Here is a 13,347-nt window from a genome sequence, read left to right as displayed (position 1 = left end):
TTATCTCCGTCTCGCTTTGATCTGAATGGGCGCGAATGTGCCGCCCTGACGCAATTCGATCTGGCCCTGTTTCGCCAACTCCAAAGAGGCCGCGAATGTCGCCGCCGTCGCCGAACGCCGTTTCTTCGGGTCCAATTCCCAGCCCTCGGGCAGATAGGACGACAGGTCCGCCCATTCGACCGCAAAAGGAATAAGCCCCCGCAACCGTTCCAAGGCCTGTTCCATCGACAGGATCGCCTCGCGGTCCAAGACGAAAGGCCGGAATTCGTCTTTCGTGCGCACGCGCGCATAGGCCTGCATCAAATCCAAAAGCGTCGCCGTATAGGTCACATTGCGCAGGCGCTGAACCTCTTCGGGAATGCCACGCACAAAGAAATCGCGGCCCTTCTGGTCGCGCGCCATGAGTTTCGCGGCGGCGTCGCGCATCGCCTCGAGACGTTGCAACTGAAAGGCCAGATGCGCGGCCAGTTCTTCGCCCGAAGGGCCCTCATCCGTGGGGTCGGGCGGCAACAAAAGCCGCGATTTCAGGAACGCCAGCCACGCCGCCATCACCAGATAATCTGCGGCCAGCTCGATCCGAAGCTCCTTGGCCTTCTCGACGAAGATCAGATATTGCTGCGCCAGATGCAGGATCGAGATCTTCATCAAATCGACTTTCTGCGTGCGCGACAATTGCAGAAGCAAATCCAAAGGGCCTTCGAACCCATCGACATCCACGATCAAAGCCTCAGCGGCGAGACGTTCCTCGACGCTGAGAATATCGCTGAGATCGAACTGGTCGTTGTCGGCCATTTGCTATCTTTTCAGGGGCTATGCAGATTTACGTTCTGGAAAACTCTTCCGCCAGCGCGTCGATGTCAATGGGCGCGTAGGCCGGGCGGCGGGCGATGGCACGGTCCGCACGGGCCTGTGCTGCCTCCGACATCAAACCCAAACGCGCAATCTCCTGCATCTCTGTGAGATCGCCATTGCAATGCAGAACCATGTCGCAGCCAGCGGCGAGCGCCGTTTCGCCGCGCTCCAACACCGTGCCCTCAAGTGCGCCCATGGAAATGTCATCGGTCATCAAAAGCCCGTCAAAGCCGATCTCGTCGCGGATCACCTTGATCGCTTTCGGGCTTTGCGTCGCCGGGCGCTCATGGTCGATGGCATCCAGAATGATATGCGCGCTCATACCCATCGACAGATCGCTCAAGGCCTCGAAGGGCGCGAAATCCTCGGCCAGGTCTGCACGGGAGGCGGTCACACGCGGCAAGCCTTTGTGACTGTCCACCGTGCCCCGCCCGTGGCCGGGCAGATGTTTCATCACCGGTGCCACGCCGCCTGCGGCCATGCCTTCGACCAAGGCACGGCCCATGCGGGCGACCATGCCGTGATCTTCGGAGAAACAGCGGTTCTTCAAGAAAGGATGGGTCTCATCGCGGGCGACATCGAGGCCGGGCACACAGTTCACGTCGATACCGACGCGGAACAAATCCTCGGCCAACAACCGCCCCCTGAGCCACAGCGCGCGGTCTGGGTCCTTCGCGGTCAGGACCTGATCCAAAGGCGGCAGGAATTCGCGCCAATGCGGCGCACGCATGCGTTGCACGCGACCGCCCTCCTGGTCGATCAGCACTGGCGCGTGCCAGCCAACGGCCGCACGCAGATCAGCGGTCAATGCCCGCAGTTGATCGGGCGTGTCGACGTTGCGCGCAAAAAGGATAAAGCCCCAAGGCTGCGCCTCACGGAAAAACGCCGCCTCCGAGGGAGACAGCGTCAGAGTTTCGCAGCCGAAAATATAGGCGCCCTGCCCTCGATCCTGCCCCATGATCAGCGCTGAACGGTCGGCACACAGGCCGCGTTCATCGCCGTCAAAGCGGCACAGAACCGGTTGGCATCGGACGCATCGGCAAAGCCGTAGGCACGCAGGCGGTAAAAGGATTTGCCGCCACTTTCCGCCTCTTCGATCACGCGGGTCTTGCCTTCCATCAGCTCTTCGAAGCGGCCCGAGAGACGGGTCCATTCGCTGCGCGCGATGTCTTCGGACTGGAACGCGCCGAATTGCACCAGACGCGATCCTGCGGGCACCTCGGAGGGGGTCATTTCATTCACACCGCCGATGGCGGCCAGAATATCGCCCGCCACGCCATCGAGGCTCGCGGCATCCGTGCGCGTCGTAGAGGTGCTCGCAGATTGCGCCAGAGAGGCCAACCGCACCGGACGCGGCTTCGGGATCGGCGAAATCATCACATCGCTGGTCGCCAAGTCTTCCGCCATCTCCTCGACGGAAGCGGCCAGATCTTCGACATTTTGCAGCTCAAGCGGATCTTCGGTCACCGCGACCTGTTCGAGCGCCTCAGGCGCGGCCTGCAACGCGAAGGCGTCACTCGACGGCTCGTAAGACGACAGAACCGGCTGAACCGAGGACATCGGCTGATCTTCGTCGGTCAGGCTGGCCGTGGCGGGCGCCAGAACATAGCGATCCGCAGGCGCCGCCGCAGAGCCATCGGCGGTCACGGAATTGACCGCGAGGCCCTGATGCATCGCCAGTTGCCCGCCCGGATCGTCGGGCAACAGACGCGCAGAGCCTTCGAGCGCGCGGATCACCGGCACGCCGGTCACATCGCGCACCATCAATTTGTAGCCCCAGATGCCGAGGCCCAGAATCAGCGCCAGAGACACGATCGCGCCGCCGATTTGCGCCGGGCCAAGATGCGGGCGCGCCGCGGCCTCGATCTCGGGCAAATCCGTGGTGTCGTAGACATAGGCGGGACCCGCCTCATAGCTGGCACGCGGATCGTGGAAGCCTTGTGCGACATGGCTGTAATCTGGCGACGGAGCGCGCCCTGACTGTGGCTCAAAGTGCACATTCTCATTGGAAAACAACCGGTCCGCATCCGGCGCACCCGCCAGTCCGGGATGACCGTGACCACCATAATGGGCCTGCCGCGAGACTTGCGGCTCGGGTCTTTGCCAGTGATTTTCCTGGGGCCAGTGAGCGTCACGGTGATGATCACGGGGGGTTTCACGAGAAGTGAAGCCGCGATCCTGCGCCTGCGCATAGGGGGAACCGGGGCCGTTATAAACGTCCTGCATAGTCTTCGCCTCGTTCTTTTCCCGCTTGTTTTCTGCGGGTTATCGTCTGCTCTTGAGAGGCCGCGTGAGGATCTTTTGCCCTCGTTTTCTGTGCGGCCCCTCCCGGGGGTCCCGGTCAGTTTGGCGCGAAGCTCTTGAAGATCAACGCATTTCCTTCGCCGGGGTTACGCCAAGGATAGCAAGTCCGGCAGAAATCACAACGGCAACGGCACGCGGAAGTGCAATTTTTGCCGACGACAGGTCTGCGTCATCCTGCAAGAAGCGCAACGCCTCATTGTCATTGCCCTTATTCCACAGCGCGTGGAAGTCAGACGCCAGCTCATAGAGGTAGAAAGCGATCCGGTGCGGCTCGTGGCCTTTGGCCGAAATTTCGACCTGACGCGGGAAGTCGGCAAGTTTGCGCGCGACGGCAATTTCGGCTGGGTCGTCGAAGCGGGGGCTGTTGGAGAGCGTAATCCCCTGCTCCTCTGCCTTGCGCAGCACGGAAGAGATCCGCGCATGGGCGTATTGCACGTAGAACACCGGGTTGTCTTTCGACTGCTCCAAAACCTTGTCGAAGTCGAAATCCAGAGGCGCGTCGTTTTTGCGGGTCAGCATGATGAAACGCGTCACATCCTTGCCCGCCTGTTCGACCACATCGCGCAGGGTCACGAAGGTACCTGCCCGCTTGGACATCTTGAACGGCTCGCCGTTCTTGAAAAGTTTCACCAGCTGAATGAGCTTGATGTCGCAATCGACCTTGCCATCGGACAGCGCCGACACGGCCGCCTTCATCCGTTTGACATAGCCGCCATGGTCGGCACCAAAGACGTCGATGATGCCGTCATAGCCGCGCTTCACCTTGTCGTAGTGATAGGCGATGTCGGGGGCGAAATAGGTCCAGGCGCCATCGGATTTCTGGATCGGACGGTCGACGTCATCGCCATGTTCGGTGGATTTGAACAGCGTCTGCTCGCGCGGTTCCCAGTCCTCGGGCAGCTTGCCTTTCGGCGGCTCCAGAGTGCCGCGATAGATCAACCCCTTGTCTTTCAGCTCCTGAATCGCAGCCTCGATCAGACCGGTGTTGTAGAGCGATTTTTCCGAGAAGAAATTGTCCATCTCGACGCCCAAAAGCGCCAGATCTTCGCGGATCATCGTCATCATCGCCTCGGTAGCAAATTCGCGCACGTCGACCAGCCACGCCTCTTCGGGCTGATCCAAAAGGCTGTCGCCGTATTTCTCTTTCAGAGCCTCGCCCACCGGCACAAGGTAATCGCCGGGGTACAGCCCCTCGGCAATCTCGGGGCTCAACCCGTTGGCCTCGCGGTAGCGTTCAAACACAGAGCGCGCCAGCACATCGACCTGCGCACCGCCATCGTTGATGTAATATTCGCGCGTCACATCATAGCCCGCGAAATCCAACAGAGACGCCAAAGCATCGCCAAACACCGCGCCGCGCGTGTGGCCGACGTGCATCGGGCCGGTCGGGTTGGCGGAGACATATTCGACGTTGATCTTGGCCTTCGCCCCCATGGTCGAGCGGCCATAGCCCTCGGTGGTAAGCACGGTTTCCACGAGACCGGACCAGACGCTTTCATCGAGACGCAGGTTGATGAACCCCGGCCCCGCCACATCGACTGAGGTGATCCGCGCGTCTGCGGCGAGTTTCTCCGACAGCTTGTCGGCAATGTCGCGCGGCTTCATACCCGCCGGTTTCGCCAGCACCATCGCGGCATTGGTCGCCATATCGCCATGCAGCGGATCGCGCGGCGGCTCGACGGCCACATTGGCAAACTCCAGACCTTCGGGCAAAACGCCCTCTTTGGTCAGAGCCTCAAGGCTGTCGATCACAAGGGCACGGATATCGGCGAACAGGTTCATGGTCTCTCTCTTTATAAGTCCAGCGCGGGTTTACCACGCGGGCGCGCCACGTCAACGGCTTCAATGGGGGGCTTAGCCGGCCTTTGCGCTTTCAGCCTCCGGCGGACCAAGCGACACAAGCTTGACCCCCGGCGACATCCGCCCCCGCGCCGCATTCACCCGCAACTCGGTGCGCCGCCGTATCAATGCCTCGCGCGCACTTTCGCGCTGGTCCTCGGGCAGCTCCTTGATCGCCGCCTCTGCGCGGCCCGGGAACAAAAGCTCTGCATCTTCCGACAAAAACCGCTTGAACACGCCATCGGTGCCCATCCGCCCCAACAGCATCGCCTTGGGCCGGTCCTCTTTCCACTGATCAAAGCCGTAATCCTCTGAGAGCGGCGTGACTGATAGTTTCCAGCCCTGCCGCATCAGATCGTCCAGCTCGCCATAGGTCTTGCCGCCGCCAAAAGGCCGCCCGCCGAGTTGCGGCGGCAATGCATGCCGCGCGCGCTCACCTTTCACACGGGCCAGTTGCCAGACCTGATCCCGCCCGAATTCAGAGCCAAAATCCGTGGCCACAAGCGTGTTATAGGCATCATTCTCCGTCGCCGCGATCAAGGTCTCATAGGACAGCACCTCAAGACTGTCCTCCGCCGCCTCGCCCAGAATGTCGCCGTAAAACACCGGCAGCCCCGCCGCGCGTGGCCGCACCAAACGCGCGTGGTTCGGGTCGGCGATCAGCACTGGCACCTCTTCGCGCTTCAACGCCTCGGCCAGCGCCGTGGTGAAGCGAGAGCCGCCAAGGATCAGAACTCCAGGCTTGCCACTCGTCGCCAGCCCCAGCGCGCGCGCCATGGGGGCAAGTGTAAAGCCGTGCAACACCACCGTGACCAGCACCAAAACAAAGGCCAAAGGCCCGACAACAGCCCCGTCAGCGACACCCGCCTGCGCCAGACGTTCACCGAAAAGACCGGCGACGGCGACCAGCACGACACCGCGCGGGCCGGTCAACGCGATCAACAGTTTCTCATTGCGTGGCAGCCCCGTGCCAATCAGCGAGATCAGCACCGTCAAAGGCCGCGCCACGAGGATCACCAAGGCCACGAACAGCCCCGCACGCCAGGTGAGTTGCCCCAGAGAGGCGAAATCCATCGACGACGCCAAGAGGATAAAAACGCCCGAAACCAAGAGGATCGTCGCGTGCTCCTTAAACCGCCTGAGCTCTTCGAAAGACGGCAGGTCTGCATTGGCGATGATCAAGCCCATGACGGTCACGGCCAAAAGTCCGCTTTCGTGCAACATCATGTTCGGGAAAGCAAAACTCGCCAAAAGCGTCGCGAAAAGCACAGGCACCTTCATATATTCCGGCACGTAAGCGCGACGGAAAGTGTAGGAAATCGCAGCCCCCGCCGCGATGCCCACGGCCATGGCGATGGCAATGCCGAGCGCCAATTGCGTCACCGCGTCGGGCAGGCTCTCCGCCTCGCGGCCCACAAGCACGAATTCGAAGGCCAAAACGGCGGCCAGCGCGCCGACTGGATCGTTGACGATGGCCTCCCATTGCAACAGGTTCGCAGGCCGTTTTTGCAATTTGGCCTGACGCAAAAGCGGCGCGATCACCGTCGGACCGGTGACCACCATGATGCCGCCGAACACGGTCGAGGCCTCCCAGCCAAGCCCCGCGCCCCAATGCAGCGCCGCAGACGACAGAAACCATCCCAAAGGCGCGCCGATCAGCACCAGCCGCGTCACGCCCTTGCGCGCATCGCCCAATTTATGCAGATCGAGCGTCAGCCCGCCCTCGAACAGGATCACCGCAACCGCGAGCGAAATCAGCGGCTGCACCAGCTCGCCAATGTCGCGCTGCGGCTCCAAAATGCCCAAAGCTGGCCCGACCAAAAGCCCGGCGGCCAGCATCAGCACAATCGCGGGCAGTTTCAGACGCCAGGCCAGCCACTGCGAGCCAACGCCCAGCACACCCACGAGGGCAAAGGCCTCCACCGGCCCCAGCCCCATCACTTGTTCTGTGGCCATCTGTGCGCCCTCACTTCATTGCAGCCGAAATACTCACTCTAACGCGTCAGGCGCAAAGTCGTTCAAATTCCTGAATGGCAAAACGGTCCGTCATGCCCGCAACATAATCAAGCACGATCCGCGCGAGTTCGGTTTCCGTCTGCGCCGCCTCGACCTCGTGGCGCCATTCGGCGGGCAGAAGGTCGGGCTTTTGCATGAACAAAGGGAAGAGCGTGTTGACCATATGAGTGACGCGCTGGCGTTCCCTGACGACAGAAGGTGCGCGATACATCCGTTTGAACAAAAAGGATTTAATCGCTTTGAGGTTTTGAAAGAACGGCTTTGAGAAGCGAATGATCGTCCGGTCCATATCGCGGATATCCTGCGCCGTTTCGGGTTTGGCGGCCTCCAGACGGTTGGTGGCGATGGTCAGCACATCCTCGACCATATAGCCGAAAATCCGCCGCAAAGCCTCGTGATCGCGCCGGTTGCGCTCAAGGCCGGGATAGAGCCGGTCGACCTCTTCGTAGGCCGGTCCCGTCAGCGGCAATTCCATCAGATCCTCGGCGGTGAACAGCCCCGCCCGCAGCCCGTCGTGCAGATCGTGGTGGTTGTAGGCCACATCGTCGGCAATCGCCGCCACCTGCGCCTCGGCGCTGGCAAAGGTGTGCAACTCCAGATCAAAGAGATCGTTCACCTCCTTGAGCGCATAGGGCAAAGGCGCATCGTCGGGGTGTTTCTTTTTGTCGGCATTGGGGCCGATAATAGGCCCGTTGTGCTTGGCAATGCCCTCAAGGCTTTCCCATGTCAGGTTCAGCCCATCGAAGGTCGCGTAGTGCTTTTCCAGCTTGGTGACGATCCGAAGCGCCTGCGCGTTGTGATCGAAGCCGCCGTAAGGTTCCATCAACAGCTCAAGCGCATCTTCGCCGGTGTGCCCGAAGGGCGAATGGCCCAGATCATGCGCCAGGGCAATCGCTTCCGCCAGACCTTCGTTCAACCCCAAAGCCCCCGCCATGGTCCGCGCCACCTGCGCCACCTCAATGGAATGGGTGAGCCGCGTGCGGTAGTAATCGCCCTCATGTTCGACGAAGACCTGCGTCTTGTGTTTCAGCCTGCGAAAGGCCGAGGAGTGGATGATCCGGTCGCGGTCGCGCTGAAAGGGGGATCGGAATGTCGACAGTTCCTCGGGGTAGAGACGGCCCCGCGTCTCATTGGGCTGGCTTGCATAGGGTTTCAACATCTGTTCTCTTTTCCACAGTGGGGCTTACACGCCCCCACCTTGTCGCCTGAGTTTTCCACAACTATATTGTGCTCAGAGACCCGCGACAAACAGATGACGTCGCTTTTTCGCAATAAAGGACTGTTTTTTCAGTCTGAACCCCCGGGATCGACACCATGGCCCTCACCCTGCCCCCGAAAGTGACCTCTCGCGCCTATGCTCGTCTGGCCGAGATTAACGCCGCAACCGGCGAGGAGAAGGCCCTGCGCGTGGCGGTCGAGGGCGGCGGCTGTTCGGGATTTCAATATGACATCACGCTGGACGCGCCAGCTGACGACGACGTGGTTCTGGCGGGCGATGGCGGCACGGTGGTGATCGACCCTGTGTCCCTGCCGTTCTTGGAAAACGCCACGATCGATTTCACCGAAGAGCTGATCGGCGCGCGGTTCGTGATCGACAATCCGAATGCGACCTCGGCCTGCGGCTGCGGCGTGTCGTTTTCGATGTAAGACCTCGGCACCCTCAAATGCCCAAAAGACGGAGGCCTTTTGGCCTCCTTTTTATTGCGCCAGCGCCCAACGCCCCCCTCCACATACGCACAGATAAAAACTTCGTGATGTCATTTTATGCACACACCATTGTGAAGTTTCACGGACTACCCTTCTCGTCCAAAAGCACAATATGAGGAGGCAAGACGAGAGCATCCCTGTCGCTCTCGCAGTGAAAAGGACCAATACTCATGACCAAACATTCCGTTAAAACCGTTCTCGCCGCCGCTCTTGTCACCCTCGCAGGCTCCGCCGCCTTCGCAGACAGCAACTACATCAAACCCGGGTACGCGCAGAACACCAACTCCGGCGTGACCCTTGATCTGGTGCGCTCCGACAGCGCCGGTGTGATCTATGCCTACAACGCGCGTGACGGCGTCGAAGGCAAAGTGCTGGGCTCCGCTCCCGTGAAAGCCGGCGTGAACAAAGACGTGCGCATCGACTTCCGCACGCCTGCCCTGAATGACGTGCTCACCGTGCTCTACACCGGCGACACCACCACCCCGGCTGCGAGTGCCGAAGTGAACGACAACTAAGACTGCCCCTCCCACAGTCTTACAAAAGGCTCCCGTTTCGGGGGCCTTTTTTGGTTCTACCACCGGAGGAGTTTCCGGGCTTGCAATGTGTCCCGCGCCCTGCTCAAACCGGGCTATGGAACAGTTTGACACGATCATCTTGGGCGCGGGCGCTGCCGGGCTTTTCTGCGCGAAATTCGCCACTGAAAAGGGCGCGTCCGTGCTGGTCGTCGATCACGCCAAACGCCCGGCCGACAAGGTGCGCATTTCCGGTGGCGGGCGGTGCAATTTCACCAATCTCTATGCCGAGGCGCAAAACTACCTCTCCGCCAATCCGCATTTCATGAAATCCGCTCTGGCGCGTTACACGCAATGGGATTTCATCGATCTTCTGGCACGGCACAGCATAACTTGGCATGAGAAAAACCCGGAAAAAGGTCTGGGTCAGTTGTTCTGTGACGGCAAATCCGCCGCGATCATCGACATGCTGCTGAGTGAGGCGCGAAGCGCCGAGATCCGCCTGTCCACAGAGGTGGGCGACATCCGCCACGACGGACATCAGTTCATCGTCACGCTGAACGGCACCCCTGTTCAGTGTCGCAACCTCGTCGTCGCCACGGGGGGCAAGTCGATCCCCAAAATGGGCGCCACCGGGCTGGGCTACCAGATCGCCGACCAGTTCGGCCTCACGGTTCTCGACACCCGCCCCGGCCTCGTGCCTCTGACCTTTGCGCCGCATGAGCTCGACTGGATCGCACCGCTTTCCGGCACAGCGCTGGAGGCGCGGGTGACGGCGAATGGCACCTCTTTCGATGAGGCGCTTTTGTTCACCCATCGCGGACTCTCCGGCCCTTCGGTGCTGCAAGTGTCGAACTATTGGCGCGAAGGCGATGCGATCACCGTCGATCTTCTGCCCGGACAAGATGCATTTGAAGCGCTGAAATCCGAGCGCAGCCAAAATGGCCGGCGCCAGATGCAAACGGCGCTGGCGACGCTCTTTCCCGCCAAACTCGCGACGGCTTTGGCAGAGAAATTTCAGCTAAAGGGCAACCTCGCCGATCACTCCGACAAGGCGCTCCGCGCGCTCGCCGATCAGCTCCATGGGCTGACTTTGAAACCCACCGGCTCCGAAGGCTACCGCACCGCCGAAGTCACTTTGGGCGGCGTGGACACCGATGGATTGTCGTCGAAAACCATGGAGGCCAAATCCGTGCCCGGGCTTTATTTCATCGGCGAAGTGGTGGATGTCACCGGCTGGCTCGGCGGCTATAATTTCCAATGGGCCTGGGCCTCGGCGGCGGCGGCGGGCCGGGCGATTGCGGCCCAGAGCTGAAGGCTCCTTTTGAAACCTGCGCAACCCACTGTTTCCGCTCAGTCGCCTCTCCCAATGCCCCTTCGGTCTTCGACTGAAACCTCCCGCTTTCACCTAACGTTAAGGTTAACAGGCATTAACCTTAACGCCCATTAACCTTAACATCAATTAACCTTAACACCCCATAAAAGTTCATCCATCGCACCCTTAGCGCAGGTTCGCCCCTGAATTCCGCGCCCCTCGCTTCGCGCTTCTGCCAACATTCCCTTTCCCTCGCCGGACGCGCCCCCTAAAAAGGGGCAAACCAAGGAGAGCCGTCATGAAAATCGCCAGCTTCAACATCAACGGCATCAAAGCGCGGGTGAATGCCCTGCAAGACTGGCTAAAAGAGGCCGAGCCGGATGTGGCGATCTTGCAAGAGATCAAATCCGTCGACGAAAACTTCCCCCGCGAGCTGTTCGAAGACATGGGCTACAACGTTGAAACCCATGGACAAAAGTCGTTCAACGGCGTCGCGCTCCTGTCGAAACTGCCGCTGGAAGACGTCACCCGTGGCCTTCCCGACGCCGAAGGCGCAGGCCGCGACGGCGCCGACGACGAAGAGGCCCGCTACATCGAGGCCACCGTGGTCGGCGACAAGGGCGCGATCCGCATCTGCGGGCTTTACCTGCCAAATGGCAACCCGGTTGATCTCGACAGCGACGGCGCGCCTGTGCCCGGATCGAAATATGACTTCAAACTCAAATGGTTCGACCGACTGACAGCCCGCGCGCAAGAACTTTTGGCCGAGGAACAGCCCTTCCTCATGGCGGGCGATTACAACCTGATCCCGCAGCCTGAGGACGCCAAACGCCCCGAGGCGTGGAAAGAGGACGCGCTGTTCCGCCCTGAGAGCCGCGCCAAGTACCGCAGCCTCATGAACCTCGGCCTGACGGACGCGCTCCGCGTGCGCAACGGCGCGCCGGAGACCTATACGTTCTGGGATTATCAGGCGGGCGCGTTCCAGAAAAACGACGGCATCCGCATCGACCATTTCCTCTTGTCGCCGCAGGCCGCAGACCTTTTGACCGACTGTCAAATCGACGCCTACACGCGCGCCAAAGACAAGCCCTCCGATCACGTCCCGATCTGGGTCGATCTCGGTCTCTAAAGTAAAAAAGAGGGGCACAAGGCCCCTCTTCTTTTGTCTCTAAATATCCTCGCCGAAGGCAAAACGCGTAGCGTTTTACCGCTTCGGAGGCCGCTGTTTCTTGGGCTTCGGCGCATCGGCACGGTCTTTGCCCAAATGTTTGCGCAGCCGCGACGGCGTCGATTTCGTCTTGTTTTTATAGGGGTTCTTGTCCGACTGAGAGCGGAAGAACAGCCGGATCGGCGTCCCCGGCATATCAAAATCTTCGCGCAACCCATTGATCAGATAGCGTTTATAGCTGTCGTTCAACTCGTCGGGGTGCGAGCACATCACCACGAATTGCGGCGGGCGGGCTTTCACCTGCGTCATGTAGCGAAGCTTGATCCGACGGCCGCCGGGCGCGGGCGGCGGGTGGGCCTGGGTCATGGCGCCGAGCCAAGAGTTCAGACGCGAGGTCGACACACGGCGGTTCCAGATCGCATGGGCATTCAAAATGGCTTCCTGAAGCTTGTCGAGGTTCTTGCCGGTCATCGCCGACACGGTCACCAATTGCGCGCCACGAAGCTGTGGCAAGAGACGCGCGAACTCTTCGCGCAGCTCTTTCGCCTTGTTGGATTTGTCTTTTTCCTCGTCCCATTTGTTCACCGCGATCACCACGGCGCGGCCTTCGCGTTCGGCCAAATCGGCGATGCGCAGGTCTTGCTGTTCAAAGGGGATCGAGACGTCGAGCAAAACGACCACGACCTCGGCGAATTTCACCGCGCGCAAACCATCGGCGACGGAAAGCTTTTCAAGCTTTTCCTGCACCTTGGCCTTTTTGCGCATCCCCGCCGTGTCGAACACCCGCACCGGCGTGCCGTTCCAGGTCATGGTCACGGAAATACTGTCGCGGGTGATCCCGGCCTCGGGACCGGTGAGCAAACGATCTTCGCCCAAGAGCTTGTTGATCAGCGTCGATTTCCCGGCGTTCGGACGGCCCACGACGGCGATCTGAAGCGGTTTGTCGAGGGTGAAATCACGCGACGCGCCGCCGATGTCTTCGCCCTCGCCCAGCTCCTGCTCTTCCTCGGTCAGTTCGACATCGACCTCGGGTTGCTCTTCGGCAGAACGAATATCGAACTCTTCCGCCAGCGGTTTGAGCGCCTCGTAGAGATCCGGCATGCCCTCGCCATGTTCGGCCGAGAGCCGCAAAGGTTCGCCAATGCCCAGCCCATAGGCCTCAAGAAATCCGCTCTCGCCCGCCTGCCCCTCGGCCTTGTTCACGGCGAGGATCACATGTTTCGCGCGTTTGCGCAGGATCTCGGCAAAGACCTCATCGGCGGGCAGCACGCCTGCACGCCCATCGACCATAAAGAGGCACACGTCCGCCATATCGACCGCACGTTCGGTGAGCTTGCGCATCCGGCCCTGAAGGCTCTCGTCGGTGGCTTCCTCCAGCCCCGCCGTGTCGATCACGGTGAACCGCAGATCGCCAAGCTTGGCCTCGCCCTCACGCAGATCGCGCGTCACGCCCGGCTGGTCATCGACCAAAGCCAGCCGCCGCCCGACAAGGCGGTTGAACAGGGTCGATTTGCCCACATTGGGACGACCGACAAGGGCAAGCGAAAAGGACATGGACAGGCTCCAAAACAAGTGTCAAGCGGCCCCGATACACGTGTTCGGGGCCGCTCGTCAAAGAGATTTCATGCGCGTCT

The 13,347-nt window shown here is 60.9% G+C and carries 11 protein-coding genes; 4 read left to right on the top strand and 7 right to left on the bottom strand.

The window, feature by feature from the left end; genetic code table 11:
* The 6 genes from LC094_RS06230 to LC094_RS06205 all read right to left on the bottom strand — a co-directional run bounded on the left by LC094_RS06230 (position 1) and on the right by LC094_RS06205 (position 8,170).
* Positions 1-792, bottom strand: a complete 792-nt coding sequence (locus LC094_RS06230; RefSeq protein ID WP_226550908.1) for a segregation and condensation protein A — start codon at positions 790-792, stop codon at positions 1-3.
* 28 nt (positions 793-820) lie between these two features.
* The gene (locus tag LC094_RS06225) at positions 821-1,810 is read right to left on the bottom strand and encodes a glycoside hydrolase family 3 N-terminal domain-containing protein (protein WP_226550907.1); all 990 of its coding nucleotides are present in this window, start codon (positions 1,808-1,810) and stop codon (positions 821-823) included.
* A gap of 2 nt (positions 1,811-1,812) precedes the next feature.
* Positions 1,813-3,078: an SPOR domain-containing protein gene (locus LC094_RS06220; protein WP_226550906.1), complete on the bottom strand. Its 1,266-nt coding sequence runs from the start codon at positions 3,076-3,078 to the stop codon at positions 1,813-1,815.
* A gap of 141 nt (positions 3,079-3,219) precedes the next feature.
* Positions 3,220-4,938 (bottom strand): arginine--tRNA ligase, encoded by a 1,719-nt coding sequence (gene argS / locus LC094_RS06215; protein WP_226550904.1) that lies wholly within the window; start codon positions 4,936-4,938, stop codon positions 3,220-3,222.
* 72 nt (positions 4,939-5,010) lie between these two features.
* Positions 5,011-6,951, bottom strand: coding sequence for a cation:proton antiporter (locus LC094_RS06210; protein WP_226550903.1), 1,941 nt, complete (start codon positions 6,949-6,951; stop codon positions 5,011-5,013).
* A gap of 46 nt (positions 6,952-6,997) precedes the next feature.
* Positions 6,998-8,170, bottom strand: coding sequence for a deoxyguanosinetriphosphate triphosphohydrolase (locus tag LC094_RS06205; protein WP_226550902.1), 1,173 nt, complete (start codon positions 8,168-8,170; stop codon positions 6,998-7,000).
* Between the two features lie 155 nt (positions 8,171-8,325).
* Between LC094_RS06205 and LC094_RS06200 the strand changes: the two genes are divergently transcribed.
* The 4 genes from LC094_RS06200 (at position 8,326) to xth (ending at position 11,674) form a co-directional block, all read left to right on the top strand.
* Positions 8,326-8,658: a HesB/IscA family protein gene (locus LC094_RS06200; protein ID WP_226550901.1), complete on the top strand. Its 333-nt coding sequence runs from the start codon at positions 8,326-8,328 to the stop codon at positions 8,656-8,658.
* 230 nt (positions 8,659-8,888) lie between these two features.
* Positions 8,889-9,233, top strand: coding sequence for a hypothetical protein (locus tag LC094_RS06195; RefSeq protein ID WP_226550900.1), 345 nt, complete (start codon positions 8,889-8,891; stop codon positions 9,231-9,233).
* A 115-nt stretch (positions 9,234-9,348) separates the two neighbouring features.
* Positions 9,349-10,545 (top strand): BaiN/RdsA family NAD(P)/FAD-dependent oxidoreductase, encoded by a 1,197-nt coding sequence (locus tag LC094_RS06190; protein WP_226550899.1) that lies wholly within the window; start codon positions 9,349-9,351, stop codon positions 10,543-10,545.
* A gap of 298 nt (positions 10,546-10,843) precedes the next feature.
* Positions 10,844-11,674, top strand: a complete 831-nt coding sequence (gene xth / locus LC094_RS06185) for an exodeoxyribonuclease III (protein ID WP_226550897.1) — start codon at positions 10,844-10,846, stop codon at positions 11,672-11,674.
* Positions 11,675-11,749: 75 nt separating this feature from the next.
* Here xth and der read toward each other — a convergent pair whose 3' ends face one another.
* Positions 11,750-13,267 (bottom strand): ribosome biogenesis GTPase Der, encoded by a 1,518-nt coding sequence (gene der / locus LC094_RS06180; RefSeq protein ID WP_226550895.1) that lies wholly within the window; start codon positions 13,265-13,267, stop codon positions 11,750-11,752.
* Positions 13,268-13,347: the final 80 nt, after the last annotated feature.

Origin of the sequence: Celeribacter naphthalenivorans, from assembly GCF_020524585.1 — a bacterium.
GTDB classification, from domain to species: Bacteria; Pseudomonadota; Alphaproteobacteria; order Rhodobacterales; family Rhodobacteraceae; genus Celeribacter; species Celeribacter naphthalenivorans.
The sequence above is the reverse complement of the archived record's forward strand: the minus strand, read 5'-3'. Positions and strand labels throughout refer to the sequence as shown.

What these genes read in the sequence shown, in the direction of transcription:
- LC094_RS06230 (WP_226550908.1), bottom strand. Translation starts at nt 792, where the DNA reads ATGGCCGACAACGACCAGTTCGATCTCAGCGATATTCTCAGCGTCGAG.
- LC094_RS06225 (WP_226550907.1), bottom strand. Translation starts at nt 1,810, where the DNA reads ATGGGGCAGGATCGAGGGCAGGGCGCCTATATTTTCGGCTGCGAAACT.
- LC094_RS06220 (WP_226550906.1), bottom strand. Translation starts at nt 3,078, where the DNA reads ATGCAGGACGTTTATAACGGCCCCGGTTCCCCCTATGCGCAGGCGCAG.
- argS (WP_226550904.1), bottom strand. Translation starts at nt 4,938, where the DNA reads ATGAACCTGTTCGCCGATATCCGTGCCCTTGTGATCGACAGCCTTGAG.
- LC094_RS06210 (WP_226550903.1), bottom strand. Translation starts at nt 6,951, where the DNA reads ATGGCCACAGAACAAGTGATGGGGCTGGGGCCGGTGGAGGCCTTTGCC.
- LC094_RS06205 (WP_226550902.1), bottom strand. Translation starts at nt 8,170, where the DNA reads ATGTTGAAACCCTATGCAAGCCAGCCCAATGAGACGCGGGGCCGTCTC.
- LC094_RS06200 (WP_226550901.1), top strand. Translation starts at nt 8,326, where the DNA reads ATGGCCCTCACCCTGCCCCCGAAAGTGACCTCTCGCGCCTATGCTCGT.
- LC094_RS06195 (WP_226550900.1), top strand. Translation starts at nt 8,889, where the DNA reads ATGACCAAACATTCCGTTAAAACCGTTCTCGCCGCCGCTCTTGTCACC.
- LC094_RS06190 (WP_226550899.1), top strand. Translation starts at nt 9,349, where the DNA reads ATGGAACAGTTTGACACGATCATCTTGGGCGCGGGCGCTGCCGGGCTT.
- xth (WP_226550897.1), top strand. Translation starts at nt 10,844, where the DNA reads ATGAAAATCGCCAGCTTCAACATCAACGGCATCAAAGCGCGGGTGAAT.
- der (WP_226550895.1), bottom strand. Translation starts at nt 13,267, where the DNA reads ATGTCCTTTTCGCTTGCCCTTGTCGGTCGTCCCAATGTGGGCAAATCG.